Origin of the sequence: Caulobacter sp. DWR3-1-2 (assembly GCF_049896225.1) — a bacterium.
Classification (GTDB): Bacteria; Pseudomonadota; Alphaproteobacteria; order Caulobacterales; family Caulobacteraceae; genus Caulobacter.
The window spans coordinates 45045-70743 of record NZ_JAFCTW010000001.1; the positions used below are offsets into that span (position 1 = coordinate 45045).

Genomic DNA, 25699 nt, shown 5'->3' on the forward strand with positions numbered 1-25699 from the left:
TCAGGCAATTTCTCTTCGCTGAAAGCTGCGCGTGTTTTGCTCATTTCCGCTCCGGAAGACGGCGAACCCGCCCGCGCGTCAGGCGACGGCCAAGTTATCGTGCGCGCTGGTGCAAGACCCTGGGGCGCGCCGGGCCTAGCCTTCGTAACAATCTCTCGAAGGGAGCGCTTGCATCATGGGCACCAGTCCGCCCGCCTCCACACACCTGGACGACGGCTTTTTCAACGGCCTGTCGCGTTCGATGCTCGACGTTGGTTCGGCCGAGACCCTGCCGCCGGCCTGCTATACCGACGCCGCCTTCTATGAGTTCGAAAAGGACGCGTTGTTCAATCACGAATGGCTGTGCGTGGGCCGGGTCGACTGGGTCAAGGCGCAGGGCGACTACTTCACGACCACGATTATCGGCGAGCCGATCATCGTGACCCGCAACCGCTCCGATGAGATCAGGGCGATGTCGGCCGTGTGCCAGCACCGCGCCATGCTGGTGGCCGAAGGCCGGGGCAATACCCGCGGTTTCGTCTGCCCCTATCATCACTGGGTCTATTCGCTGAACGGCGAGCTGGTGAACGCCCCGGCTATGGAGCGCACCTGCGATTTCGATAAGGGGTCGGTGCAGTTGCCGACCTTCAAGGTCGAGATCTGGCTGGGCTTCATCTTCATTAATTTCGACGCTGAAGCGCCGGCGCTGGCCCCGCGTCTGACCGCCGTCGAGACAGCAATCGCCAATTTTGATCTCGCCAACGCCGAGGGCCTGACCCCGCCGATGACCGGCCAGTTCGCCTGGAACTGGAAGGTGATGTTCGAGAACAACAACGACGGGTACCACGCCAACAAGCTGCATCGCGGCCCGCTGCACGACTTCATTCCCAGCGAGCTGTGCAGCTTTCCGGAAGCGGGTGAGGGCGACGCCGGCTTCCTGCGTTACAACGGCACCACCCATGCCGACGCCAGCTTCAACCCGACCCAGAAGGCGGTGCTGCCGGTCTTCCCCAAGCTGACCGACGAGGACCGCAACCGCGCCACCTTCGCCAACGTTCCGCCCACCCTGTCGCTGGTGATGACCAGCGACATGGTCATCTACCTGATCCTGCGGCCTACCGGTCCAGAGACCATGGAGCAGGACACCGGCATCCTTGTGGCTCCCGGCGCAATGGAGAGTCCCGGCTTCGCGGAGCGGCTGGAGATGATCATGACCTCGGCGGGGAAGATCATCGCCCAGGACATGCATGTCGACGCCCTCGTCCAGCAGGGCCTGCGCTCGCGGTTCGCGGTGCGGGGCCGCTACAGCTGGCAGGAGGGCGCCCAGGTGCAGTTCAATCGCTGGCTGACGCCCCGCTACCAGAAGGCCTGGGCCGCGATGCGAGCCGCCCAGCCGGAGGTGGCCGCATGAGCCGGATGCCCGTCGTGTTCTTCGGTCACGGCAGCCCGATGATCGCGCTTGAGACCAACGACACTACCCAGGCCTGGAAGGCCATGGGCGAGGCGTTCGGCAAGCCCAAGGCTGTCCTCTGCATCTCAGCCCATTGGCTGACTCAAGGTGTCGGCGTCACGGGCATGACCGCCCCGCGCACCATCCACGATTTCGGAGCTTCCTTTCCTAAGGCCTTGTTTGACGTGCAGTATCCGGCTCCGGGTTCGCCGGACCTGGCGGCGCGGGTGGCGCAGCTTCTGGCCCCGCAGCCGGTGGTGCTGGATCAGCAGGCCTGGGGCCTGGACCACGGCACATGGTCGGTGCTGAGCAAGGTCTACCCGGACGCCGACGTGCCCGTGGTGCAGCTCAGCATGGACGCCAGCAAGCCGCCGGAATGGCACTTCGAGCTGGCCAAGCGCCTCGCCCCCCTGCGCGACGAGGGCGTGCTGATCATCGGCACGGGCAATATCGTTCACAACCTGCCGGCCATGAACTGGGGCGACCGCCACTGCGCGCCCTATGACTGGTCGCGGCGGTTCAACGACTACATCAAGCAGTCCGTCGCCGACGACGCGCCCGAGCGGGCGGTGAACTACGACTCCCAGGGCCAGGACGCGGCCAAGTCCGTGCCCAGCCCCGACCACTACTGGCCGCTGCTCTACGTGCTGGGCGCGCGCCTGCCGGGCGACACCGCCACCTTCGCCCCCGACCACATCGAGCATGGCTCGCTGAGCATGACCTCGGTCACGCTGGCGCCCGCCGCCTAGGACCGGAGATATCCCGATGCCCTTCATCTGCGAACCCGGTCAGTCCCGCCCCGATGTCCTGCCCGGGGCGCTGCACACGCTGCTCGCCACGCCTTCGAGCGTACATTGGGGCTATTTCGATCCGTCGATCGCGCCGTCCCTGCGCATCAGGAGCGGTGACCTGGTCAGCGCCGAGGCGATCACTCACCACGCCGGCGACGCGCCCCATCTGATGATGGACGAAGCGGTCACGCGGATCTTCACCGAGATTCCCGAGGCCGATCGCAATCCCGGTGTCCACATCATGACCGGCCCGATCCATGTCGAGGACGCCAAGCCCGGTGATGTGCTGGAGGTGCGCTACCTCCGCATGGTCCCGCGCAACAATTACGGCTCAAACCTCGCCGCCAACTGGGGCTACCTCTACAAGGAATTCGGCGAGAAGGAGCGGGTGACGATCTATGAGCTCGATCAAAACACCAACACCGCCAGCGCCCTCTATGCATACGACTTTCCGGGCACGTACCTGATCCCCGGCACGATCACCAGCTGCCCGGAATGCGACCGCCGGCCGGCCCTAAACGGGGTGCGCGTGGCGGCTCGGCCGCACCTGGGCACCGCCGGGGTGGCGCCGGCCGTCGACGGCCGGGTGAGCACCATCCCGCCCGGCGCCCATGGCGGCAATATCGACAACTGGCGGATCGGGGCGGGGGCGACGATGTATTACCCCGTCCAGGTCGAGGGCGGGCTGTTCTCGATCGGCGACCCCCATGTTTCGCAGGGCGACGGCGAGATTTCCGGCACGGCGATCGAGAGCTCGCTGAACGTGCTGATGCAGATCGTGCTGCGCAAGGATTTCGAATCCCCCGGACCGCTCCTGGAGACGCCAAAGTGGTGGATCGTCCATGGTTTCCACGAAGATCTTAATGTGGCCATGCGTGACGCTTCGTTGAATATGCTGACCTTGCTCAGCGACCATGTGGGCCTGTCCAGAAACGACGCCTATTCGCTGATGAGCGTAGCGTCCGACTTCGGCGTCACCCAGGTGGTCGACGGCAAGCAAGGCTGCCACGTGCGCATCCCGCGCGACATCTTTCCCAAGAAGACGGGCAAGGACGCGCCATGAAGGCCTGGTCGTTCAGCACCGATAGCCACCCCCGCGCCGAACGGGCCGCGGCCTGGCGAGAGGCGATGAGCCGCCTGGGCCTGCCGATCGAGGGTCTGTCGGACGCCGAGCCGGCCAGCGCTTCGGTGATCTGCCAGACCTCGCCCCTGGGCCTGGAATTCGCCCTGGTCGAGGCCGGGGCCCAGGCAATCTCGGGCCGGCGTACTGGCCAGCCCGCGGCCGTCTGGCTGGCGGTGCTGCTGAGCGGCGAGGGTACCCTGGTCACCGACGATCTGGCCGAGACCATGGTCCCGGGCGACATCGCCTATGGCCCCACCGGCCAGGCTGCGGCGTTGCGGCTGGAGACCCGCTGCCGGTTGATGTTCGTCCGCGCGCCGCGCGTGGCGCTGGATCACCGGCTGATCGCTCCAGTCAGCCTGCGGGTCGGCCGGCTGCAGGGCGCGACCGGCGTGGCTCACATCCTGTCGGGTTTGCTGCGCGCGACGGCCGATGGCCTCGAAGACCTGACCATCGATCAGCTTCGGCCGGTCGAATTGGCTCTGACCGAATTTCTGGCCATCTGCCTGGTCGAAGGCGGCGCCGAGGCCGACGCCTTTGGGAACGGCGTGGGATCCGGCGCGCCGACCGCTCACCTGCAGCGCTTGTGCCAGACCATAGAGACCCTGTTGCCCGATCCGGACCTGTCGCTTCGCCGCGTGGCCGACGAGGAGGGGGTCTCGCCCCGCTATGTCCAGAAGCTGTTCGCCAGCGCCGACGAGACCTTCAGCCACTATCTGCGCACGCGGCGGCTCGAGCGCTGCGGCACCGACCTGGCCAGCCCGCAGCACGCCCGGCTGTCGATCTCGGAAATCTGCTTCCGCTGGGGCTTCAACGGCTCGGCCCATTTCAGTCGGGCCTTTCGGGATCAGTACGGCCAGTCGCCCCGCGAGTTCCGGCAGAGCGCGGCGGCTTGAGGCCGTCGCACGCCTGACCGTCTAGGTCTCGGGCTGTTCCTCACCCTGCACGCCCGCGTCCTTTGTGACCCTTTCGGCCAAGGCCGTGGCTCCGGCGTCATCGGCGGCGATGTCGCCTTGATCGTCGAGGTTCGGGTTCGGCTGATCGCTCAGCGCCTTGTTCAAGCTGGCGAGCGTGTCTGGGGTGTTCGGGTCGGCCATGACGATCTCCTTGTAAGCATGAGTAGCGTCGGCGGACGCCGGGGGTTGCACTGCGAGCCTATTTCATGACCCCGAACCGGAACTCGGCGTTTTCCTTGAACACCTGGCCCGGTCGCAGCACGGTGGTGGGGAAGTTGGCGTGGTTCGGGCTATCGGCGAAATGCTGGGTTTCCAGCGCCAGGCCCGCGCCCTTTCCCAGGGGACAACCGTCGGGGGTCTCCAGCGAACCGTTGAAGCTGTTGGCGCTGAACAACTGAACGCCGGGCTGGCTAGTGCGCAGATTCAGAGTGCGGCCGCTGGCGGGATCGGTCATGCGCACGGCGGGGACCAGCCTGCCCCGCCCGCCGCCGTCGATGACGAAGTTGTTGTCCAGGCCATTGGCGAACTTGATCTGCGGATCGTCGGACGCCACCCGCGCGCCCAGCTTGCCGGGCTGGCGCAAATCCATCCCCGTCCCCGCCACCGGCGCGACCGTGCCCACCGCCAGCTTTCGGGCGTCGATGGGCGTGAAGGCCTTGGCGAACACCTGGATGGTCTGGTCGTAGATCGTGCCTCCGCCCGCCAAGTTGAAATACACATGGTGGCTAAGGTTCAACACCGTCGGCTTGTCGGTGGTCGCCCGGTAGTCGATGCGCAGAGCGTTCTTGCTGGTGACGGTGTAGGTCACCGCCACCTTGAGCGTTCCCGGATAGCCGCCTTCGCCGTCGGTGGCGACATAGGTCAGGGTGACCCCCGCGTGGCCATGATGCTGAAACGGGGCGCCCGTCCACACCTGTTTGGCCATGCTGGTCGGGCCGCCGTGCGAGGAAACGCCGTCAGGGCCGCTTGGCAAGTCGTGACGCACGCCATCGAGCGTGAAGCCGCCGCCGGAAATGCGGTTGGCGTAGCGGCCCAACAACGAGCTGAAGAAGGGTTTGGCTTCGTAGGCCTTCAGGTCGGCCAGCTCCAGCACCACGTTCTTGACCACGCCTTGGCGGTCCGGTGTGTTGATCTGAGTAATGATTCCGCCATAGGACAGCACCTTGACGCTCATGCCGTGGTCGTTCCTCAGGGTGAAGATCTCCACCGCGAGGCCGGCGGCGGTGACACCGTAAGGCGCGCGGCTGACTTCGGCGGCCAGACCGTTGGACGCCGTCAAGCCGACAGCCAGCGCGCCGGCCAGGACGACGGCGAACGCCTTAGGCGGCATGAGCCATCAGCCTTTCATAGCGTTGCAGGATGCGCTCGAGCGTGGAACGCTTGACGGGCTTGCCGTCGCGCAGCTTGGTCCAGGTGGTTTCGGATATGGCGTAGCAGTCGAACAGGTGCTCGCGCGTGACGGCGGGCAGCCGGGCGCGCAGACGCGCGACGAGATCGCGGGGAACGGTGAGGGTTTCGGCCATGGGCAAGCAACGTCTCCGAAGCGGTGAGGCTCCGGGTCTCCGATTTTTGATCAAGGGGCGATGACAGTGTTGTTGAGCTGGGTGATTTCCGGCGCGCCGGCCGGGGTGAGAATGCGCACCCGATAGCCCGCCTTCCAGCCGGCCGTCGACGCCAGGATGATCTGGGCGGTCTTGGGCTTGAGGTCGAGGGGCGCGGAGAGGGCGGGGGCGGTGGCGCGCGCCAGTTCGCGGCCGGTCGCATCCTCCAGCACCACGACGCTGGCCTGCGCGGGCTTGGCGCCCAGGCTGTGGACCGTGACGGTGAGCCGGCCCTTGCCGGCCTTGACGTCGTCTAGGCCGACACCGAGGTCGGGCCGGTCGATGACCGGCGCGGCGGGGATTACCAAGGCAAGGTCGAACGTCGTGGTTTGGCCAGGGGCAAAAACCACATCGAGCCCAATGGTGCGCTCAAAGGCGACGGAAGAGGCCGGCTCGGCGGCCGCGCCATCGACTGACCGGGCCAAGGTCCACTGACCAGCGGTGACATCCCAACCGGTCATCACCGCATGGATCGGCTTCCCGGTCAGGTTATAGCCGGTAATCTTGAACCCCTTGGGTCCGCCGGTGACCACGATGCCGACATCTTCGGCCGCTGTCGGCGTGTCGAACCGCCAGCCAACGATATGGCCTGGCGCCATCTGGTTGCGCCGCAGGGCCATGCCGCCGAGGCGCGAGCGCTGCAGCGTGTCGCTAAACAGCTCCACCCGGTCGCTCCACCAGTGGGCGTCTGTCATCATCCACATCCGCTGCTCGGCAGTGGTGATCTCGTCCGTATAGACGCGCTCAAGATAGGAGGTGTCGCCTGTCGAACGCCAAGCCTGATACAACAGGAACGGATCGTCGCTTCCCTTCTCGATCTGGGCCTTGATCATCGGCGTGGCCTGGGCGCGCAAGCCCAGCATGTCGATGACGTCGCTGTTGAGCTCGTCCAAGCCCCGGCCTGCCTGGCGAGCGATCTCGCCCTTCAGGGGCAGCAAGTACTTGTCATCGCCAGTCCATCGCCAGGCGGCCCAGAACATCTGCATGGGCGCGACATTGCCGCGGCTCTTGCCGGCCAGTTCGCCGCGAGAGGCGCCGGTGGCGGCCTGGATTTCCTCGGGATAGCGCCAGGTCCCGTCCGGATCCTGCTTGCCGTGCGCCAGGTGACCGTCGGCCAGGTCGACGACTAGCTTGCGCATCGTCGGGTCGCCGTTGAAGTCGGCGAGCGCGATCGCCGGGTGGAGGATGAGGTAGGAATAGGGATGCGACCAACCCCATGGGCCGTCGGTCGAGACGTCGGTCGCCGAGAAGAACCGGCTGATGATGTGGGTGTGACCATCGGCCCCGGCCTTGGCGATGGTCGGATAGGCCCGGGCGGTCTCCATCAGGCGTTCGACGACCTTGGGGTCGCCATACGATGTGTACATCGCCTCGGCCTTCAAATTGATGGCCTCCTCGTAGGAGTGCAGCTCGTCGGTCTTGATCTTCGACAAGCCCAGCGGAAGCATGTCGTTCCGGTAGGCCGCGTCGAGAAGAGCGTTGAGCGAGGCGGTGGTCTTGTCGGGGATGTCGCCCATCAGGGCCAGCGGCGGCCATTGCTGGGTCAGGTCATCGTCGTCGGAGATGCCGCCGCCGAAGTCGCCAAAGGCGTCCTGGCGCTTGTCGATCCACCACTCGATGAAGTGGCGAACGCGCTTCAGATCCTCGACCTGCAGGAAGGCCCATTTGGGGATTCCGGCCGGCGCGACCGGCAGTGTGACCGGAACGCCGGGTTGCTCGGGATTGAGCTCGGCCCACATCTCGCGGCCGTGCTTGTTGGTGGGATCGACCTTCAGCAGGTCCGACAGCTCCAGGTCCAGCCGCGCGTAGCGGGCCAGGCGCTTGGAGACGTCGTGCTCCTCGACCAGGAAGGCCAGGTTGTCGCGCGCCTGGGCCAGGCGGTCGGCGACGTGTTCGGCCTTGCTGTCGGCCGCAGGCTTGAACTTCAGGCGCACAGCCATGGCGTCCAGGGCCCTGGCGTCGAAATCGGGCGCGGCGCTGGCGATCGACAGATAGAGGCTAGCGCCCGCCGGTAGCATGCGGTCGCGAGTATCGAGAAAGATCGTGCGCGCCTCGCCCGGCTTGACCGAGACATTGATGTCGATCAGGTCGCGGCCCGGCCACAGGGGGTCCTTGACCTTGATGTTCAGGGGGACCAGTCCGCCTGCACTGGCCGCGACCTTGAGGGCCGGGATGTCCAGCGCCACGCCGTCCAGGCCCATGTCCAGGCCCTGCCAACCGTATTGAAACTTGCCGACCGCGCCGCCAGGGCGGCCCAGGCGGAAGTCGGCGGGAATCAGGATGTGGAGGATGGGGCTGGTCAGAGCCGACGCCGATGCGGCGGCCTCCGGCTTGACCGGGGCCGAGGCGGGCAGGGCGGCCAGGATGGTTCTTTCGCCAGCCGGGTAGCGGCCCTTCACGAAGGCGGTGAGATCATCCAGGCTCGGATAGACGGCCGGGTCGGCCTGCGGGCGCACCACATAGCTCAGGGTGAAACCGCCCGGCTCGGCCCCGGCGGCGACATTGTAGGCCGCCAACTCCTGGATCGGGGTCTCCTGGACGGTATTGTCGAACCGCAGCTTGCCGCCGGTCAAGGCCGCGAAGCTGTTGAAGGTCCGCAAGGGGCCTTGGGCGCGCTTGGCCAGCAGCGTCTCGGCGCCCGCGCCATTGATAGCGGTCAGTGAGCCATAGGCCGCCCCCTGGACCTCCAGCCGGTTCCAGGGCTCCTGAGGCAGGGTGAAGGTGATCGCCTTGCCGCCCTCGACATAGGTGTTCCAGTCGGGGAGCTCGAAATAGTCGTGGCGGCCCGGAAGCTTGGATCGATTATAGACCCCTGGCCAGGTGGTTTCGGCGATGCCGTCCGAGCCCTGGGACATGCGTTGCTTCAGGTCGAACTGGTCGGTGAACTCGACCTTGCGGATGCGGGTCGCGGGATCGGCCAAATAGGGCGGCAGGGCGCCAGGGCGGTCCCAGCCATAGCGGTAAAGCCAGGTCTTGGCGTCAGCCACGGCCGGCGCGGCCGCCGACGCCGGATCCCTGCCCGCCGCCAGCCCGGCGACATCGGCGCCGCCCAAGGCATGGTCATAGACCCGGATGTCGTCGACATCGCCGCCGCGGATGAACTGGTAAGCGCTCTGCACCTGGTGAGGCGAGATCACCCGGCTATGGGGTCCGAACTGATCGAGCCCCGCATCCAGCGCCGCAGCCTGGGCCTTGGAGGCCACGCTCTTGCCGTCGATATAGAGGGCGATTCCCTTGGCTTCGTCCCAGCTGAAGGTCACCAGGATCCACTGGTCGGGCCGGGGGGGAACCGCCACCGTACTGACCCGTACCCTGGAGAGGTTGTCGTCGGTGACGAAGGCGTCGAAGCCCTTGCCGTTCCAGTCGATGCGCAGCCAGGTCATGTCCCAGCTGGTGTGATCGGCATAGCCTACCCGAAACAGCGGAAAGGGCGTTGTGCCCACCGGATCGCGGGCGCGCCACCAGAAGCTCAGGGTCCCGCGCTGGGCGTAGATATTGCCCGGCGCCATCCAGCTGAGTGTCTGATCACCCGCCGCCTCGATATAGGCCCCGCGCACCGGATCGGCCTTGATCTTGACCTTGTCAGCGAAGTTGGGGGTCGCGACACCGCCGGCGAGATCGGCGGTGAGGCCCTTATCGCCCGACAAATGAAACAGCAGACCGCCAGGCCCGGCTTCCGCCGCATGGACCGACCCCGCGCTGGCGGTCAAGGCCGCAGACAGCAGCAGCGAGGCCTTGAGGGTGATCTTGGTTTTCCGGGACACGACGCCCTCCCTGAATTCCGCTCATTTTCGAGTCTTCTAGGAAACCGGTGTCATCCAAACGTGGATGGATATCAAGACGTCGTTTTGCGCGAGCGGCGCTTGGCTGTGGCTGTGGCTGTGGCCCGGACGCGCAAAGAACGCCAACGGAGTCGGCGCCCTTTGCTTCGAGATTAGTGGTCCGGGCCGCGAAGGTCCCGCAGCCGTGTTCGCTTTAGAATTGCCAGCCGAAGCCCAGACGTCGAGAGCGCGGCGTCTGATAGGACCGGACCTTGCCGTAGGTGGCGCTGGGATGACCGCCGGCCGTCTAACCGAACTCGTCGTAGTCGGCGCCACCCTGAAAGTTGAAGACATGGAAGATATCGGCTCGAAATACGAGCCCGCTGCTGTCCTCGTTGCCCACCAGGGGCACGAGCGGCACGAACCGGGACGGCACAGTGTATCGGACCGAAAGGTCGAAGCGGGTGATCCGATCGCGGTGAAATGAAGTCCCTCGATTAACAACTTGGCCGCCACAGAATCGCGAGTTGGCTCCGTCGCCGTTGGCGTCTTGCCAGTCCCCTGACATCTGCGAACGACGCTTTGCGCGGCCGCCGTCAGCGGCGACAATGGGCCGATGACATCCCCGCCCGTCCTACGCCAACCCCGACGATCCTGATCGCCACGGTGGGTGTCTGGCTGTTGGCCTATGCCGCCATGACCCTGAGTTGGATCAGCGCCCAGGCGTCGCACTTCTGGGACGGGTCCGTGCGGCGGCCGATCATCTGCTGCATAGGGGCGCTGATGTGTCAGGCGACGGGGCCAGCGCTGGATCGCTCGGCGTCCTGGCCCATCGTTCGACGCCTGGGCCTGGCGGCGGGGATGTCGTTGATTGCGCGCTGATCTTCGGCGTGGCGGACTACACCGTTTACGTCGCCATTCTGCCTCGCTGGCCAGACTCCACCAACCGGCTCGAGCCGTTCCTCCTGACCTAGGTGGCGGTCCGGAATGGCGTCAGGCTCCCGCCCGTGCTCTCGTCGCTCCGCGTCAGTAGGCGCGGGAGCGCTGATTGATGGACGTGCTGATCTCCGAGGCCCAGGACTGGGAACGCGACGCGGCCCAGCGGCTGGCGCCCGCCCATTCCGTCCGCTGCATGTCGGGGCCGTTGGACGTCGCGGGGCTGGATGATGTGGCGAAGGTCGAGGTCCTTTCGACCTTCATTGATTCCAAGCTCACCGCCGAGGCGCTTCGACCGTTTTGCCAGCTGAAGTTGATCGCCACCCGCTCCACCGGTTACGACCATATTGACCTGGACTACTGCCGTGCGGCTGGGATCGTTGTCTGCAACGTTCCCGACTATGGCGACCCCACTGTGGCCGAGCATACCTTCGGCCTGTTGCTGGCCTTGGCCCGCAAGGTGGCGGAAGCGGTAGCGCGAACCCGGCGTGGTGACTTCAGCCAGACGGGACTGCGCGGTTTCGACCTGGCCGGCAAGACTCTCGGGGTGGTCGGGACCGGCCGGATCGGCCGACGGGTGATCCAGATCGCCAAGGGGTTCTGCATGACCGTAATCGCCTTCGACGCCTATCCGGATCCCGGCCTGGAGGCGACGCTGGGGATGCGCTACGTGGCGCTGCCCGAACTCCTCGCCACCTGCGATGTCCTCACTCTCCACATTCCGGGCGGCGAGGGCACGCGCGACCTGATTGGGGCGGAGGCGCTGGCGCGGATGAAGCCGAGCGCGGTGCTGGTCAACACCGCGCGCGGCGGGGTGGTCAATGTCGAGGCTCTGATCCACGCCCTGACCGAGGGACGGCTGGCCGGGGCGGCGCTGGACGTGCTGAGCGAAGAGCCCTGGCTGCGTGACGAGGCCAATATCTTCCGGGCCGGCTCAGGCCTTGGGGCGGACGGGATGCGGACCTTGGTGGCCAATCACGCCCTTCTGAAATTTTCCAATGTCATCGTGACGCCGCACATCGCTTATGACACCGACGAGGCGGTGCGGCGGATCATGGAAATCACACTGAGCAATATCGAAGCGTTCGCGGCGGGCGAGCCCCGAAACGTCGTCGGAACGCCTTAAGCATTCAGGAGGCTACTGTCAGACGTGGGGGCGTACCCCTTCATCGGACGCGGGCGCGCGGTCCGGTATTGTCTCTGGCGGACGGCGGGCCAGGATGAGCGGTCGGGCGCCCTGGGCAGGAGACCGACCGCTCGCCGTGGAATTAGGCGTTGACGGCGTCTTTCAGCTGCTTGGCCGGCGTGAACGCGACCTTCTTGCTGGCGGCGATTTCGATCGCCGCGCCCGTCGAGGGGTTGCGGCCGGTGCGGGCCGGCTTGGCCTGCACCTTGAATTTTCCAAAGCCCGGGATTGAAACTTCTTCGCCCTTCACGGCCGCATCGGTTAGCGACTTAAAGACGCCGTCGATGATGGCCTTGGCTTGGGCCTTGGTCAGCTTGTCGTCGGCGGCCACGGTGGCGTCGATCAGATCCGAAACGTTCATAAGTCAGCTCATCTGCTGGGAATCAAAAGAGAGCCAAGCCTGCCGGGGGAAACGCGCTTTGTCACCCTATGATAGCGGTGACGGTTAATAGGGCTGATTATGGTGCTCCTTCGGCTCGCACAACCCATGAAAACTCATATCTGCCAATAGGTTAGTTTTTACTATGGTCAAGCTGGACCTGTCGCGGGCACGACTGCGGCAGGCCCAGGGGGCGCTGCCGGCGGCCGATGTGCTGGGCATGACCGGACTGCAGGACGGCGTCGATCGCAATGGCCGGGAGGTTCTGGCGGCGGCGGCCTTGAGCACCTTGCTCGCGGTCGGAGCCGAGGCGGGCGCGTCGGACGAGTCCGATCTGGCGCGAGCGGTGCGCCGGGGCGCCTCGGACGCGGCGGGCGATGTCGGCCGCCAGATGGCCGGCTCCAGTCTGGCTCGCGCCCCGACCCTGACCATTCGGCCCGGCGCGCCGCTGCGCGTGCTGTTGACCCGGGATCTTGTGCTTGAGCCCTATGACGAAGGACGCCGCCCATGACCAAGTTGAAGTTGGGACCGATCGAGGACGACACCCCGGTCAAGGTCACCTTGGACCTGCCGGCCGTCTTGCACCGGGACCTGGTGGCCTATGGCCAGGCCTTGGGCGCGGAGACCGGCGGCAAGGCCGTCGAGCCGGCCAAGCTGATCGGGCCGATGCTGTCGCGGTTCATTGAGACGGACCGGGGGTTTGTTCGTGGAAGGCGGGTCGGAAAGCCATGATCGGCAGGGGGATGCGGCGGAATCTGGTTGGGCGACCGATCAATCCGGCGTTTTCGGCGACGTTACGCATGCCTCTATCGAACCGGCGGGAGAGTAGGTGGTTGGTCGAGAGCACTGGGTGCAGCCGGGAACGTACTGTCATCCTCATCGGACAGCCCAGGATGGGGTCCTGCGGGATGCAATCTCTTCATCGGGCCGTTGATGCACCCCTTGCCATCGTCGCCCCGGCAACACGCCTGACTGACCGCCAAGCCTCGCTAATCCCTACGACGACTTCTGCTGACCATCGTCGTCCGCCATGGCGCGAACCAGATCCAGGATCTGGCGGCGGACACGACCCTTTCCAATTTTCGGGAAGATCGCCGCCAGTTCCAGGCCCTCGGGCGTATTCAGAAAGTCCGTGATGACCCGATTGGCCGCCTCGCCGACATCGTCGCTCTCATCGGTGACAGGATCGGCAAGGCCGTCGAAGAAATATGACACCGGGACCTGGAGCGTCTTGGCGATCTCGTACAGCTTCGATGCGCTGACCCGATTGGCGCCGCGCTCGTACTTCTGGACTTGCTGAAAGGTCAGCTTGAGCGCGTCGGCAAGATGTTCCTGGCTGACGCCGAGCATCTTGCGGCGCATGCGAACGCGACCGCCGACATGGAGATCGACCAGATTGGGGGTTCGAGCTTCGGGGATAGAGGTCAAGTGTCAGCTCCGTCGGTTTCAGCTCGGAAAGGGCCGCGCGATCACAGGGCGGCGGTTCAGCGGAAGAACGGCTTGCGATGCTCCATTTCAAGCCCGTTCTCCAATGAAGCTGTATTACGGCGGATTGGACGGGTCCGGATCGTTCCGTCATGCTGGTTGGATGGCCAAGTACGATCCCCTGTGCGGACATTTGCGTCGCCAACGGCACGCCGAGTTCGAACTAACCTTCCCCGAGATCGAGCGCATCCTTGGCGTCATGGTCCCCAAGAGCGCCACTCGGCCGCAATGGTGGGCGAACGTGACCGACCCCGACACGGCCCATGTCCAGCGGAAGGCTTGGCGCGAGGCCGGCTATGACGCCTTCCTTCTGGTCGGCAAGGACCGCGTGAGGTTCAAGCGATCAGGTTAGCAAGGCCCGGCAGTTCAGGTCCCTTGGGCATGATGATCTAGCAGGTTCTTTTCGCCCGCGTCTGCGGGCGCTTGGCTTGGGGCGCCGCCCCCGGCGCGCTTCGGATCGTCTTCCGCCCAGCTTCGGCCGGCTTTGCCGGCCTGCCAGCCGGGTCCCCGCGAAGCCGCCCCTCCGCTTGCACACCCGGCCTCGCCGACGGGCAAGGGTTCATGTTGAACCCCTGCTTTGAGGATGAGGAAGATGGGAGAAGTCACTGAAAAACTTGAGCCTCGGATCTATATCGCTTGTCTGGCCGCCTACAACAACGGGCGCCTGCATGGCGTCTGGATTGATGTCGAGGACGACGCCGACACGGTTCGCGACGCCATCAACGCCATGCTGAAGGCCTCGCCCATGCCCGGCGCCGAGGAGTACGCCATTCACGACCATGAGGGTTTTGGCGGGGTCGAGATCGCCGAATATGCCGGGATCGACAAGGTGGTTGAGATCGCCGCCTTCCTGCGTGTGTACGGCGGCTTGGGCGCCTTGGTGCTGGAGCATTTCGGCGACGACCTGGAGGCGGCGCAAACGGCCCTGGTCGAGGACTATCACGGCGTCTTCGACAGCCTTGCCGACTGTATCCAGGAGGTGACCGAGGAGGCCACGGTCATCCCCGAGCGCTTGCGCTACTACATCGATTGGGAGGCCATGGGCCGCGACGCTGAGCTCAATGGCGACATCTTCACGATCAAGACCGCCCATGACGAGGTCCATGTGTTCTGGAACCGCTGACGTCGTGGTTTCACCCACCTAGCCGAGGGCGCGATTGAGCTCATAGGCCAGTCGCACCCCGGCCCGTTGGAGTTGCAGCGCGGCGGCGGCCCGCGCCTTGGCCTCGTAGCCGTCGGGCAGCGCGATCGGCGCGGTGTCCGAAGCGCAGCCCGGCGCCGAGCCCAGGGTGTAGGCGCTCGCCTTGGCCACCGCATAGCTTTCCAGCGCCCAGGCCTTGGGCCCGTCCTTGGCCCAGGCCTTGCGTTGCGCCGGGGTGATCTGGGCGCTGAGCGCCTTTGCGATCGTCTCGGCGTCCGGCCCCAGGCCATCGACCACGACACTGCCCCAATAGCTGTGCAGGTTCACGGTGCGCGGACCGCCCAGCGCCGCGCCCTTGGGATCGTCCTCGGCCGCGTGGGCCAAGCAGTGATCGATATGGTCGCGGATCAGGGTCTTCTTGGCGGCGGCGACCGCCTTTTCGATGGCGTGAAGCTGTTGGGCGAGGTCCAGGCAGGTGCGGCCCGCTTCGATCATGGCGATCGTCTTGCGCAAATGCCCTTCGGCGCGCTTGAGGCGGTTGACGATCTCGGGGTGGGGTTCGTGGACGACGTGGACCATGGCTAGAACCTATCCTCCTGGAGGGGATAGCGTCCAACGGCTTTCAGGGGATGACGACCGGCCGGCCGTTCAGCCCGTCTTGCGAAACAGGCACCGGTTGAAGGCCTGCACGCCGCCGCCCGGCGTGACGTGGTCCTCGCGCCAGCTGTCTTGCAGGCTGAAGGCCTCGCCCAGTTCGGCCGCCAGGCTTTCGGGGCCGTATTGGACGATCGACAGGCCGCTGCAGCGTTCGGGGCCGCCCAGGGCGAAGGTGGCCATCAACAGCGCGCCGCCGGGCGCCAGGCCCTGTTCCAGCGCTGGGCGGTGACCGGCCCGGTCTGCGGCTTACGTCAAGAAATGGAACACCGCCCGGTCATGCCAGATCGCGTAGCGGCGCCCTGGCCGCCAGGTCGTGATGTCCGTAGCGATCCATTCGACATCGTCAGCCCTTTCCCCAAGTCGGGCTCGCGCCACGTCCAGGGCCGGTTGGGCGATGTCGAGCACGGCCAGGTCACGCCAGCCGCGTTCGAGCAGGGCGTCGACGAGGTTGGAGGCGCCACCGCCGACATCAATCAATCCTGTGGATTTGGCGGGCGTGATCCGCGCCTGGGCGTCCAGCGAAGGCGCGGGCGCGAGTTGATACCAGCTGACGGTGTCGGCGTGCTTGGTGACGTAGAGGGTTTCCCAGTGCTCGGCGCGGTCCGGCATCCTGTATCCTTGAGGCGTCGTCGGGCTGATCCCTACTGCCGAAGATGGAGACGCTCCCGCCGTTCGGCCAGGGGCCGGCGGGCGGGAGCGCTCCTCAGGAGGATCAGGCCGCGACCTCCCCGGGCTTGCGCCGCCGAGAGGCCAGGGCATAGAGCGCCGGCAGCACCAGCAGGGTCAGGATCGTCGAGGAGACGATGCCGCCGATCACCACGGTGGCCAGCGGACGCTGCACCTCCGAGCCGGCCCCGACATTGAACGCCATCGGCACGAAGCCGAGGCTGGCGACCAGGGCGGTCATCAGCACGGGGCGAAGACGCCCAAGGGCGCCTTCGCGGATCGCGTCCTCGAGATTTCGGCCTTCGTCGAGCAGGCTCCGAATGAAGGTGACCATCACCACGCCGTTCAGCACCGCGACGCCCGACAAGGCGATGAACCCGACCGCCGCCGAGATCGACAGCGGCAGACCCCGCATCATCAAGGCCGCGACCCCGCCGGTCAGGGCCAGGGGCACGCCGGAGAACACCACCCCGGCGTCCTTCCAGGAGCGAAAGAGCAGGAACAGCAAGCCGAAGATCACCAACAGGGCGGCCGGCACGACCAGTTGCAGGCGGCGCGCGGCCGAGGTCAGTTGCTCGAAGGTGCCGCCATAGTCGACCCAATAGCCGGTCGGAACCTCGACTCGATCATCGACCGCCTTCCGCAGGGCGGTGACGAACGAGCCGAGGTCGCGGCCGCGGATATTGGCCGTGACCACGACCTTGCGCTTGCCATCGCTGCGGCCGATCTGGTTGGGACCGATCACCACCTCGACCTTGGCGACGTCGGCCAGGGGCACGAAGCCCCGCGCGCCGTCGGAAGCGGGCAGGGGGATCTGCAGCCGACCGATCTCGTCGACGTCTCGTCGCAGCACCTCCGGCAGGCGCACGACGATGTCGAAGCGCCGGTCACCCTCGAAGATCTGGCCCGCGGTCGCGCCGCCGATCGAGGCGGAGACCACGTCCTGGACATCGGCGATGTTGAGGCCAAACCGCGCCAGGGCGTCGCGGTCGGGGGTGATCTGCAGCACCGGCAAGCCGGTGGTCTGCTCGACCTTGACGTCCTGGGCGCCCTCGATTTTGCCGACCACCTCCTCGATGGCCTTGCCGGTTTGCAGCAGGACGTCGAGGTCGTCGCCATAGACATTGATCGCCACGTCCGAGCGCACCCCGGAGATCAGCTCGTTGAAGCGCATCTGGATCGGCTGGGTGAACTCGTAATTATTACCCGGCACGGTCTCGACGGCCTCCTGCAGTTCGGCGACCAGCTGGGCCTTGGGCTTGCGCGGATCGGGCCAGTCCTTGCGATCCTTCAGCAGCACGAAGGTGTCGGCGACGCTGGGCGGCATCGGATCGGTGGCCACCTCGGCGGTGCCCATCTTGGCCACGACCTTGTCGACCTCGGGGAATTGCTTGATCCGCGCCTCCAAAGCCGTCTGCATCTTCACCGCCTGGGTCAGGCTGGTCCCAGGAATGCGCAGGGCGTGCAGGGCGATGTCGCCTTCGTCGAGACTGGGAATGAACTCCGAGCCCATGCGCGAGGCGGCCAGGCCGGCGATCAGCACCAGGACGATCGCCCCGGCCACGAAGGCGGTCTTGAACCGCAAGGCCGTGGCCAGGGCTGGCTCATAGGCGCGCCGGGCCAGGCCCATCAGCTTGCTCTCCTTCTCCTCGACCCTGCCGGTCACGAACAGCGCGACGGCGGCGGGGACGAAGGTCAGGGACAGCAGCAGGGCCGAGGTCAGTGCAATGACGACGGTGATCGCCATCGGGTGGAACATCTTTCCCTCGACCCCGGTCAGGGCGAAGATCGGCACATAGACCAGGGTGATGATCAGCACGCCAAACAGCGACGGCTTGATCACCTCGCCGGTGGCCTCGGCGGCCAGGTCGAAGCGCTCCTGCCGCGACAGCAGCCGGCCCAGCTGGTGCTGGGCCATGCCAAACCGCCGCAGGCAGTTTTCGACGATGATCACCGCGCCGTCGACGATCAGGCCAAAGTCCAGCGCCCCCAGGCTCATCAGATTGCCCGAGGTTTTGGTCTGCACCATGCCGGTGATGGTCATCAGCATGGCCAGCGGGATGACCGCTGCGGTGATCAGGGCGGCGCGGATGTTTCCGAGCAGCAGGAACAGCACGACGATCACCAGCAGGGCGCCTTCGACCAGGTTGGTCTCGACCGTGGCGATGGTGCGATCGACGAGGTCGGTGCGGTCGTAGATCGGCTTGGCGGTGACCCCGGCCGGCAGGGCCTTGGCGGCGACCTCCAGCTTGGCGGCCACGGCGCGCGACACCGTGCGGCTGTTCTCGCCGACCAGCATCATCACCGTGCCCAGCACGACCTCGCGGCCGTTCTCGGTGGCCGCGCCGGTGCGCAGTTCCTCGCCCATCACCACGTCGGCGACATCGGCGATGCGGATCGGCGCGCCGCCGCGATTGGCGACCACGATGCGATTTAGGTCCGCGATGCCGGCGGCCTGGCCCTGCGTGCGGACCAGATATTGTTCGCCGTAGCGCTCGACATAGCCGGCGCCGACATTGGCGTTGTTGTTCTCAAGTGCGGCGATCACCTCGTCCATCGTCACGCCATAGGCCGCCAGCCGCTGCGGCCAGGGGGTGACATGGTACTGGCGGACATAGCCGCCGATGGTGTTGACCTCGGTGACGCCCGGCGTGTTGCGCAGCTGTGGCCGGACCACCCAGTCCTGCAGGGTGCGCAGGTCCTCGGGGCTGTAGGCCTCGCCACCGGGCTTGCGGGCCCCCGGGCTGGCCTCGACCGTGTACATGAAGATCTCGCCCAGCCCCGTGGCGATCGGGCCAAGCTCGGGTTCGACGCCCTTGGGCAGCTGGCCGCGAACGGTCTGCAGGCGCTCGTTGATCAGCTGGCGGGCGAAGTAGATGTCGGTCCCGTCGCGGAACACGGCGGTGACCTGGCTGAGGCCATAGCGCGAGATCGAGCGGGTGTATTCCAGGCCCGGAACCCCGGCGATGACCGTCTCGACCGGGAAGGTGACCCGTTGTTCGGATTCGAGCGGCGAGTAGCCTGCGGCCTCGGTGTTGATCTGGACTTGGACGTTGGTGATGTCGGGGGTGGCGTCGATCGGCAGGCGCTGGAAACTCCAGATCCCCAAGCCCGCCAGTACGACGACGAAAGCCATGACCGCCCAGCGATGGACGATCGAGGCGGCGATGATGCGGTTCAGCATGACGCGCCCCTAATGATCGTGGCTCGCGCCGGACTTCTCGATGTCCGCGCGAATGAGGAAGGCGCCGTCGGTGACGTACTGGGTTCCAGGCTCCAGGCCGCCCAGGACTTGCGTCCATTCGGGCGTGCGGACGCCAAGCTCCAGCATCCGCACCTCGTAGGTGTCGCCGACCTTGGCGAACACTACCTCGAAGTCCCGGAAGCGCTGGATGGCCTTGGTCCGCACCGCCAGGGCCGCCGGTCGCGAGCCGACGGTGACGGCGCCCTCGACGCCCAGGCCCGGCCGCCAGGCGGGGCCGGCCCCATCGGGCAGATGGACGTGGGCCAGCTGGGTTTGGCTGGCCATGTCGGCCGAGGGCAGGATCGACTCCACCGTGGCCAGGATGCGGTCGGTCCCCGACAGGCTGCGCACCTCGACGCTCTGGCCGACCCGGACCCGCTCGGAGTCGCGCGGATAGACGAACAGCTCGGCGTGAAGCTTGGTCGGATCGGCGATCACGAAGATCGGCCGGTCATGGGCCACGTCGCCGACATTGCTGTTCTTCTCGATGATCTGGCCCGAGATCGGGGCCGGGATCGAATAGGTCTGCAGGCTCTCAGACGACTCGACGCGGGCCACGATCTGGCCCTTGCGGACCATCTGGCCCAACTCGCCGCGCAGACTCATGATCCGGCCGGGATACCAGGCGCGGACCTCGCCCTTGCCTTCCGGCGTTACTTCGATCCGACCGTTGAGCGTCACGGTCTCGCCGATCGCCATGGGGCCGGCCGTCTCGATCTTGACGCCGCCGGCCTGGGCGGCCTGGGCGGTCATGGTCGTGCGGCCCTCATAGGAGGCATAGCGCCAGGCGTGCGTCCTACCGCCCTCGCCGGCGCTGACCGCCACGTCGAACGAGTGCGGCTCGGCCACCACGCCCGCGCCGCGCAGATAGTCTTCCCGCGGATTGAAGGTGAAGCGATCCACTTGGCCGCCAAGCCTGGTCAGGGCCACCTCAACGGTCACCTGTCGCGGATCGATCGGCTTGTCCTTGCGGTAGGGATAGAAGCGGAACTCCGGCTCGACGCCGGTCTCGAAGACCGTCACCTCCAGGCTGAAGTCGCCGTCGCGCAGCAGGCGGCCGTTGTGGGGGCCGCGCTCGAACTCGGCTTCGGCCTCGCCATGGTCATCGGGCTTGGCGGCCTTGTCGCCGGCCCCGCAGGCGGTCAGGCCCAGGGCGGCCGTGCCGAGAAGCAGCGCCCACAGGGGGCGGCGGGTCAGGGTCGGGTTCATGGTTGAAGCTCCGTGCGGGCGAGCATCGCGTGCGCGCCGGTCAGGCGATCCAGGGCCGCCCCGTCTTGATGGAAGGATTTGAGGATCTCGACCCGGCGGGTCCTGGCGTCGATCAGGGCGCGTTGGGCGGCGATGACGTCGAGATAGCTGAAGCCGCCGCGATTGAAGCCGTCGCGAACCAGGGTCACGGCGCGCTCGGCATTGGGCAGCACCTCCGCGTCGGTCCGCTTGACCTCGGCGGCGGCGGCCGCGCGGCGAGCGATCAGGCGGGCGATCTCGCGCTCGCGTTCGATCTGGAAGGCGCCCAGATCGGCCGCGATCACCGCCCGTTCGGCACGGGCCCGGTCGATGGCACCGCGGTTGGTGTCGTAGCGGCCCAAGGGGATGCTCGCGCCGACCACCAGGGCCACCGCGCCTTCGTCCTGAAGGTGGCGGACGCCGAGGCTGACGGTGGGGTCCTGCACGGCCCGGGTCTGCTCGACGGCGATGCGGGCGGCGGCGACGTCCTGCTCGACGGCCAGCAGCTTCAGGTCTGGCGTATCGACCGCGGCGGTCGCGCCCTCTGGGCGGCGGGTGTCTTCGAACAGGTCTTCCGGGACCGAGAACTCGGCCGAGCCGCTCCAATAGGCGGCCAGGGCAGCGCGCGCGTCGCGCCCGTTGGTCTGGGCCCGATCCAGGCTGACCCTGGCCTGGGCCAGTTCGGCCTCGGCGCGGGCCCCGGCGAACAGCGGGTCACGCGCGCCGGCCACGCGGCGGCTGACTTCCCGCTCGGCGCGCAGGGCCACGGCCAGGCGCTCTTCAGCCACGGCGACCTCGGCCTGCGCGGCCAGGACATCGACGAAGGCCAGTTGCACGGCCTTGGCCAGGTCGAGGCGCCGGACCTGGGCACGGGCTTCCACCAGGCCGATCTCGCGCTGCGCCAGGGCGGTGCGCGCTTGGCGCTTGCCGCCACGCTCATAGGTCTGCTGGTAGGACAGCGTGGCTTCGGTGCGGCCCAACGTCGAGAACGGCCCGCTGCCGGTGAAGTTCTCGACCTCCATTCCAAGGCTGGGATTGGGCCGGACATTGGCCTGGCGGACATTGGCTTTCGAGGCGTCGAGGCGGGCCTTGACGCCGGCCAGCGACGGGTCGGCCGAAAGGGTTCGCCGCAGCGCCTCGTCCAGCGACAGAGGCGCGGACGACGTTTGGGTGAAGGCGGGCGTGGCGACGATCAGGGCCGTGCTCATGATGAGCGCGCGCGCGTAGGCCGCGAGGCGACGCGCGGGCGCGCGGCCCGGCGAGGTCGGGGGCATGGGAAATCTCCAAGGCAGGGATCAGCGCGGCCGAACGGCCGGCGCGGCTACAGACAGGTCGAGGTCTGGATCAGGCCTTTGGCGGACGCTTCAGGCCGCAACCGGCCAGGCCCGCATGATGAACGCTCCGCGCCGGCGCGACGCTCTGGCGGTGGGCGGGGGCCGCGAGGGGCATGGCCAGATCAACGCCCAGGCCAACGGCGTGGTGATCCACGTGGTGCTGATGCGGCTCGCCAGCGGGATCGGCGGGGCTGGCGGGATCGTCGATCGCCGGGTCGTCGCAATGGTGATGGTCATCCCCGACATCGCCGGCGGCCTGGGTCGCATGATGTCCGGCGTGGTCGGCCATCTCGAAGGCCTGCGCCGCCGTCTGACCGGCGAGCGACAGCGCGATCGCCGCGCACAGCATGGCGACCCACCCGCTCGTTTGCCGAAACAGCGCCAAGCCCATGCCGACGGTGATGCGCCCGGAGCGTTCCTGATGCAAGACGCGCAAGGTCGCATTCGCGTGGTCGATCCTCCGCGAGCCCGGTGGGCGCCTCACGCCGCGGCCCTGAGTTCAGCCTGCGACTGGCGCACGATGACATAGGCCGATTGCAGGAAGACCCCAGCCAGGAAGACACCGGTGATCAGATCGGGCCAGCGCGATCCGGTCAACCAGACCAACCCTCCCGCGACAACCACGGCAAGGCTTTCGATCAGGTCGTTGCGGGTGCAGAGCCAGACGGATCGCACATTGGCGTCGCCATCGCGAAACCGCACCAGCAGCAGGGCGGCCAGGAGGTTGGCCAGAAAGCCCAGGACGCCAAGGCCAGTGATGACATTGCCCTGCGGCGGCGCGCCGGTCATCGCCCGCCAGATCGCGAAGCTCAGGACCGCGACAGCGACGACGGCGAGGCTGGCGCCCTTGAGCAGCGCGGCGCCGGCGCGGGTTCGCGTCGACCGGCCGATGACCCAGAGGCTGATGGCGTAGGTGGCGCTATCGGCCAGGAAGTCCAGGGCGTTGGCCGCCAGGGCCGCGGACTCCTGCGACAGGCTGCCGAGCGCGACCGCGATGAAGGCCGCCGCGTTGATGGCGATTACCGCCGTCAGGATGCGGCGATAGGCGGGCGAGGCGCCATCGAAGACGACGGACTGGCCGCAGCAACTGGTCGCGCAGGGTTTGGTGTCGGTCTCTACGGTCATGGCGTCCCTTGAATCAGGAGGACACTCAGCTTCCTCTAGTGACTAGAGGAGCAAGGGGCTATCATGCGCCCACGATGGAAAATCTCAGATCCTCGCCGGATGCGCCGCGCGCGATCGGCCAACTCTCCGCCCTCACGGGGGTCAAGGTCCCGACCATCCGCTTCTACGAGCAGATCGGTCTGCTGCCCGAACCGTCGCGGACATCGAGCGCCCGGCGGCAGTACGACGCCGACGCCGTTCGACGGCTCACCTTCATCCGGCACGCGCGCCAACTGGGCTTTCCCGTGGAAGCGATCCGTTCGCTGCTTGAGCTTTCCGACCATCCCGATCGCTCCTGTGAACAGGCCAACCAGCTGGCGGCGCAACAACTCGCCGCCGTCGATGAGAAGATCGCCCAGCTGCAGACGCTGAGGCAGGAACTCTACTGTCTCGCCCATGCGGGTTGCCTGGGTCCGGTCGCCGAATGTCATGTCCTCGAAAGTCTCGGCGAACCCGCGGGGATGGCCTAGTCGCGCCGCCCGACGACTTGTCATCCAATGGGGGTATCGGCCGCCGACCGCTCGACGTTGATCGCGATTCCATCGCTGCTTTTTCCTGACCTCGGAGACATCCCTTGAAGAACTGGTTGAAGGTGAGCTCGGCTGCGGTAGGCATCGCGATGATCGCCGCCCCCGCCTTTGGCCACCAGCCGGGGCATCGCCGTTCGCCCCCTGCCGTCCATCGCGCGCATCCTTCGGCGTCGATCGCGACGCCGGCGTCGGGCGAGCGACGCTGGCTGGCGGGCGATCACCACATCCATAGCCAGTTCAGCGCCGACTACACCGAGAACGCCGCCGATCCAGCCCAGCCGCCGACCTCGGTGCTCGGCGCTGATGGTCGCTATCCCATCCCGACAAACGCCGAGATGGCCAAGACCCACGGTCTGGCCTGGATGGTCTCGACCGATCACGGCGGCCCCAACCATTCCAAGATCGATCATGATCTGGCCTATCCTGAGCTGATGCGCTCGCGCCTGCTGGTGCCGGAGGTCTTGCAGTTCTACGGCATGGAATTTGACACCCCGGCCGGCGATCACAGCAGCCTCATCGTGCCCAACACGCGTGACGAGCGCGAGGCGCTCCACGGCATCGAGCATGGCTTCTCCAAGCGGGATACCTGGCCGCGCGATCCCTCCCGGGACACCGAGCCAAGGATGATCGACGCCTTGACGCACATGAAGGCGCTGAAGTCGCCGCCGATCGTCATCGCCAACCACCCGTCTCGTTCGGCCACCGGCGTCGGCGCCTGGGGCGCCTACACGCCCCAGGAGTTTCGAAACTGGAACGACACGGCGCCCAATGTCGCCATCGGCATGGAGGGCGCGCCGGGGCACCAGGCGTCCGCCCTTCGCGCTGACGGGTCCAGCAATCGGCTAGGCGTCAGGGGTGGCTACGGCAAATCCCCGACGCTTGGCGGTTTCGATCAGATGACCGCCCGACTGGGCGGGTTCTGGGACGCGATGTTGGGCGAGGGGCGTGGCTGTTGGATCACCTCCACCTCGGATTCCCACCACAACTGGCGCGACGGCGGCGATGATTTCTGGCCAGGCGAATACTCGAAGACCTATGTGCTCGCGACGCGCGATCACGCCGACATCCTGGAGGGTCTTCGCGGCGGCCGCGTGTTCGTCACGACCGGCGACCTGATCTCCGAGCTTGACTTGACGGTGAGGACGATCGGCGGCCACGAGGCGATGATTGGCGGCGAAGTCCGCGGCAAGCCCGGTGAAGCGGTCGAGGTCAAGATCCGTGTGCGCGATCCAGCCGGCGCCAACCATGCCGGCCGGCGGCCCGAGGTCAGGCGCATCGACCTGATCGTGGGCCGGGTCACCGGGCCGGCGGCGGACCGTTCAGCCGACACCAACCCGACCACACGCGTCGAGCAGCGGTTCACGCCAGAGACCTGGGTGCGGGATGGGGAATATATCGTCGTGACCCACACCCTGCCGCGCCTCGACGCCAGCCTGTACCTGCGGGTCCGCGGAACCAGCACCGATGAGTTGGAGCCGGTCGCGGACGTCGCTGGCGAAGACCCCTGGGCCGACCTCTGATTCTATTCCAATCCGGTGTTCATAACCAAACTCTAGGCGCGACCAGCCGCGCAATTGCTTCACGCGCCGCGCGGCCCCAGCAGGATGACGCCGGCGCCGACCAGGCAGATCAGCGCTCCGATCGCGTCCCAGCGATCCGGACGCAGGCCTTCCACTGACCACAGCCAGGCCAGGGACGCGCAGATATAGACCCCGCCATAGGCGGCGTAGGCGCGGCCCGCGGCGCTGCTGTCGACCTGGGTCAGCAGCCAGGCGAACAGGGCCAGGCACGCCATGCCCGGCGCCAGCCACCAGATCGACTTCCCCTCCCGCAGCCAAGCCCAGAAGCTGAAGCAGCCGGCGATCTCGGCCACGGCGGCGGCGATGTAGAGGAAGGCGGTCTTGGTCATTGGCGATCCTATCCGACGCGTCGTCGGACCGTTTAGCCCGCCGGTGAGGCTCTTGGCGATCACGTGATCAAATTCCCGCGAGCAGGCCGGCGCGGCGCAACGCCCAACTTCAGCTTCGCATCTCTGACACATGCCGCTGCTATTGAAATCGACATTCGATATCGAACTTCGATTCTGATGAAG

At 66.8% G+C, this 25699-nt stretch carries 28 protein-coding genes; 14 read left to right on the top strand and 14 right to left on the bottom strand.

The window, feature by feature from the left end:
- Window positions 1-175: 175 nt before the first annotated feature.
- The 4 genes from ACP696_RS00300 to ACP696_RS00315 are packed head-to-tail and all read left to right on the top strand — an operon-like array spanning window position 176 to window position 4236.
- Window positions 176-1390, top strand: coding sequence for an aromatic ring-hydroxylating oxygenase subunit alpha (locus tag ACP696_RS00300; RefSeq protein WP_426011779.1), 1215 nt, complete (start codon window positions 176-178; stop codon window positions 1388-1390).
- A complete protein-coding gene (gene ygiD, locus ACP696_RS00305; protein WP_426011778.1) occupies window positions 1387-2178 on the top strand; it encodes a 4,5-DOPA dioxygenase extradiol in 792 nt (263 codons plus the stop codon). Before ACP696_RS00300 ends, ygiD begins: the two co-directional genes overlap by 4 nt.
- Before the next feature lie 16 nt (window positions 2179-2194).
- Complete coding sequence (locus ACP696_RS00310; protein WP_426011777.1) at window positions 2195-3283, top strand: acetamidase/formamidase family protein; 1089 nt, start codon at window positions 2195-2197, stop codon at window positions 3281-3283.
- On the top strand, window positions 3280-4236 hold the full coding sequence (locus ACP696_RS00315; RefSeq protein ID WP_426011776.1) for a helix-turn-helix domain-containing protein: 957 nt from the start codon (window positions 3280-3282) through the stop codon (window positions 4234-4236). Before ACP696_RS00310 ends, ACP696_RS00315 begins: the two co-directional genes overlap by 4 nt.
- 21 nt (window positions 4237-4257) lie before the next feature.
- Here the strand turns inward: ACP696_RS00315 and ACP696_RS00320 are convergent, their stop codons facing one another.
- The 4 genes from ACP696_RS00320 to ACP696_RS00335 are packed head-to-tail and all read right to left on the bottom strand — an operon-like array spanning window position 4258 to window position 9661.
- A complete protein-coding gene (locus tag ACP696_RS00320) occupies window positions 4258-4437 on the bottom strand; it encodes a hypothetical protein (protein ID WP_426011775.1) in 180 nt (59 codons plus the stop codon).
- A 58-nt stretch (window positions 4438-4495) separates the two neighbouring features.
- Window positions 4496-5626 (bottom strand): aldose epimerase family protein, encoded by a 1131-nt coding sequence (locus ACP696_RS00325; RefSeq protein ID WP_426011774.1) that lies wholly within the window; start codon window positions 5624-5626, stop codon window positions 4496-4498.
- The gene (locus ACP696_RS00330; protein WP_426011773.1) at window positions 5616-5819 is read right to left on the bottom strand and encodes a hypothetical protein; all 204 of its coding nucleotides are present in this window, start codon (window positions 5817-5819) and stop codon (window positions 5616-5618) included. Before ACP696_RS00330 ends, ACP696_RS00325 begins: the two co-directional genes overlap by 11 nt.
- Before the next feature lie 50 nt (window positions 5820-5869).
- Entirely contained in the window at window positions 5870-9661 is a 3792-nt protein-coding gene (locus tag ACP696_RS00335; protein WP_426011772.1) for a LamG-like jellyroll fold domain-containing protein, read from the bottom strand.
- Between the two features lie 289 nt (window positions 9662-9950).
- On the opposite strand from ACP696_RS00335, the gene ACP696_RS00340 reads away from it, so the two are divergent.
- The 3 genes from ACP696_RS00340 (at window position 9951) to ACP696_RS00350 (ending at window position 11720) form a co-directional block, all read left to right on the top strand.
- Complete coding sequence (locus tag ACP696_RS00340) at window positions 9951-10145, top strand: hypothetical protein (RefSeq protein ID WP_426011771.1); 195 nt, start codon at window positions 9951-9953, stop codon at window positions 10143-10145.
- A gap of 95 nt (window positions 10146-10240) precedes the next feature.
- The gene (locus tag ACP696_RS00345; RefSeq protein ID WP_426011770.1) at window positions 10241-10540 is read left to right on the top strand and encodes a hypothetical protein; all 300 of its coding nucleotides are present in this window, start codon (window positions 10241-10243) and stop codon (window positions 10538-10540) included.
- A 169-nt stretch (window positions 10541-10709) separates the two neighbouring features.
- On the top strand, window positions 10710-11720 hold the full coding sequence (locus tag ACP696_RS00350; protein WP_426011769.1) for a hydroxyacid dehydrogenase: 1011 nt from the start codon (window positions 10710-10712) through the stop codon (window positions 11718-11720).
- Between the two features lie 142 nt (window positions 11721-11862).
- Here the strand turns inward: ACP696_RS00350 and ACP696_RS00355 are convergent, their stop codons facing one another.
- Window positions 11863-12141 carry an HU family DNA-binding protein gene (locus tag ACP696_RS00355; RefSeq protein ID WP_426011768.1) on the bottom strand — a complete coding sequence of 93 codons (279 nt, stop codon included), beginning with the start codon at window positions 12139-12141 and terminating at the stop codon, window positions 11863-11865.
- Window positions 12142-12277: 136 nt separating this feature from the next.
- Here ACP696_RS00355 and ACP696_RS00360 point away from each other — a divergent pair, with 136 nt between their 5' ends.
- On the top strand, window positions 12278-12670 hold the full coding sequence (locus tag ACP696_RS00360) for a TrbI/VirB10 family protein (RefSeq protein WP_426011845.1): 393 nt from the start codon (window positions 12278-12280) through the stop codon (window positions 12668-12670).
- Complete coding sequence (locus ACP696_RS00365) at window positions 12667-12891, top strand: DUF2274 domain-containing protein (protein WP_426011767.1); 225 nt, start codon at window positions 12667-12669, stop codon at window positions 12889-12891. The genes ACP696_RS00360 and ACP696_RS00365 overlap by 4 nt, the downstream gene beginning before the upstream one ends.
- 264 nt (window positions 12892-13155) lie before the next feature.
- On the opposite strand, the gene ACP696_RS00370 is transcribed toward ACP696_RS00365, so the two are convergent.
- A complete protein-coding gene (locus ACP696_RS00370; RefSeq protein ID WP_426011766.1) occupies window positions 13156-13587 on the bottom strand; it encodes a helix-turn-helix domain-containing protein in 432 nt (143 codons plus the stop codon).
- 103 nt (window positions 13588-13690) lie between these two features.
- On the opposite strand from ACP696_RS00370, the gene ACP696_RS00375 reads away from it, so the two are divergent.
- On the top strand, window positions 13691-13996 hold the full coding sequence (locus tag ACP696_RS00375) for a DUF7662 domain-containing protein (protein WP_426011765.1): 306 nt from the start codon (window positions 13691-13693) through the stop codon (window positions 13994-13996).
- A 240-nt stretch (window positions 13997-14236) separates the two neighbouring features.
- Window positions 14237-14767, top strand: a complete 531-nt coding sequence (locus ACP696_RS00380; protein WP_426011764.1) for an antirestriction protein ArdA — start codon at window positions 14237-14239, stop codon at window positions 14765-14767.
- Between the two features lie 18 nt (window positions 14768-14785).
- Here ACP696_RS00380 and ACP696_RS00385 read toward each other — a convergent pair whose 3' ends face one another.
- The 6 genes from ACP696_RS00385 to ACP696_RS00410 all read right to left on the bottom strand — a co-directional run bounded on the left by ACP696_RS00385 (window position 14786) and on the right by ACP696_RS00410 (window position 21853).
- Window positions 14786-15364, bottom strand: coding sequence for a S1/P1 nuclease (locus ACP696_RS00385; RefSeq protein WP_426011763.1), 579 nt, complete (start codon window positions 15362-15364; stop codon window positions 14786-14788).
- 69 nt (window positions 15365-15433) lie between these two features.
- Entirely contained in the window at window positions 15434-15622 is a 189-nt protein-coding gene (locus ACP696_RS00390) for a hypothetical protein (RefSeq protein ID WP_426011762.1), read from the bottom strand.
- Window positions 15623-15688: 66 nt separating this feature from the next.
- A complete protein-coding gene (locus ACP696_RS00395; protein ID WP_426011761.1) occupies window positions 15689-16051 on the bottom strand; it encodes a class I SAM-dependent methyltransferase in 363 nt (120 codons plus the stop codon).
- Between the two features lie 103 nt (window positions 16052-16154).
- Entirely contained in the window at window positions 16155-19292 is a 3138-nt protein-coding gene (locus ACP696_RS00400; RefSeq protein WP_426043354.1) for an efflux RND transporter permease subunit, read from the bottom strand.
- Window positions 19293-19301: 9 nt separating this feature from the next.
- Complete coding sequence (locus tag ACP696_RS00405; protein WP_426011759.1) at window positions 19302-20561, bottom strand: efflux RND transporter periplasmic adaptor subunit; 1260 nt, start codon at window positions 20559-20561, stop codon at window positions 19302-19304.
- Window positions 20558-21853 (bottom strand): TolC family protein, encoded by a 1296-nt coding sequence (locus ACP696_RS00410; RefSeq protein WP_426011758.1) that lies wholly within the window; start codon window positions 21851-21853, stop codon window positions 20558-20560. The genes ACP696_RS00405 and ACP696_RS00410 overlap by 4 nt, the downstream gene beginning before the upstream one ends.
- Before the next feature lie 115 nt (window positions 21854-21968).
- Between ACP696_RS00410 and ACP696_RS00415 the strand changes: the two genes are divergently transcribed.
- Window positions 21969-22442 carry a hypothetical protein gene (locus tag ACP696_RS00415; RefSeq protein WP_426043355.1) on the top strand — a complete coding sequence of 158 codons (474 nt, stop codon included), beginning with the start codon at window positions 21969-21971 and terminating at the stop codon, window positions 22440-22442.
- Here ACP696_RS00415 and ACP696_RS00420 read toward each other — a convergent pair.
- The gene (locus ACP696_RS00420; protein ID WP_426043356.1) at window positions 22394-23038 is read right to left on the bottom strand and encodes a cation transporter; all 645 of its coding nucleotides are present in this window, start codon (window positions 23036-23038) and stop codon (window positions 22394-22396) included. The two genes, ACP696_RS00415 and ACP696_RS00420, sit on opposite strands and share 49 nt — an antisense overlap.
- A gap of 74 nt (window positions 23039-23112) precedes the next feature.
- Here ACP696_RS00420 and ACP696_RS00425 point away from each other — a divergent pair, with 74 nt between their 5' ends.
- Window positions 23113-23547 carry a MerR family transcriptional regulator gene (locus ACP696_RS00425; RefSeq protein WP_426043357.1) on the top strand — a complete coding sequence of 145 codons (435 nt, stop codon included), beginning with the start codon at window positions 23113-23115 and terminating at the stop codon, window positions 23545-23547.
- 104 nt (window positions 23548-23651) lie between these two features.
- Complete coding sequence (locus tag ACP696_RS00430; protein WP_426011754.1) at window positions 23652-25127, top strand: phosphoesterase; 1476 nt, start codon at window positions 23652-23654, stop codon at window positions 25125-25127.
- 59 nt (window positions 25128-25186) lie between these two features.
- On the opposite strand, the gene ACP696_RS00435 is transcribed toward ACP696_RS00430, so the two are convergent.
- Window positions 25187-25516 (bottom strand): YnfA family protein, encoded by a 330-nt coding sequence (locus tag ACP696_RS00435; protein ID WP_426011753.1) that lies wholly within the window; start codon window positions 25514-25516, stop codon window positions 25187-25189.
- Window positions 25517-25699: the final 183 nt, after the last annotated feature.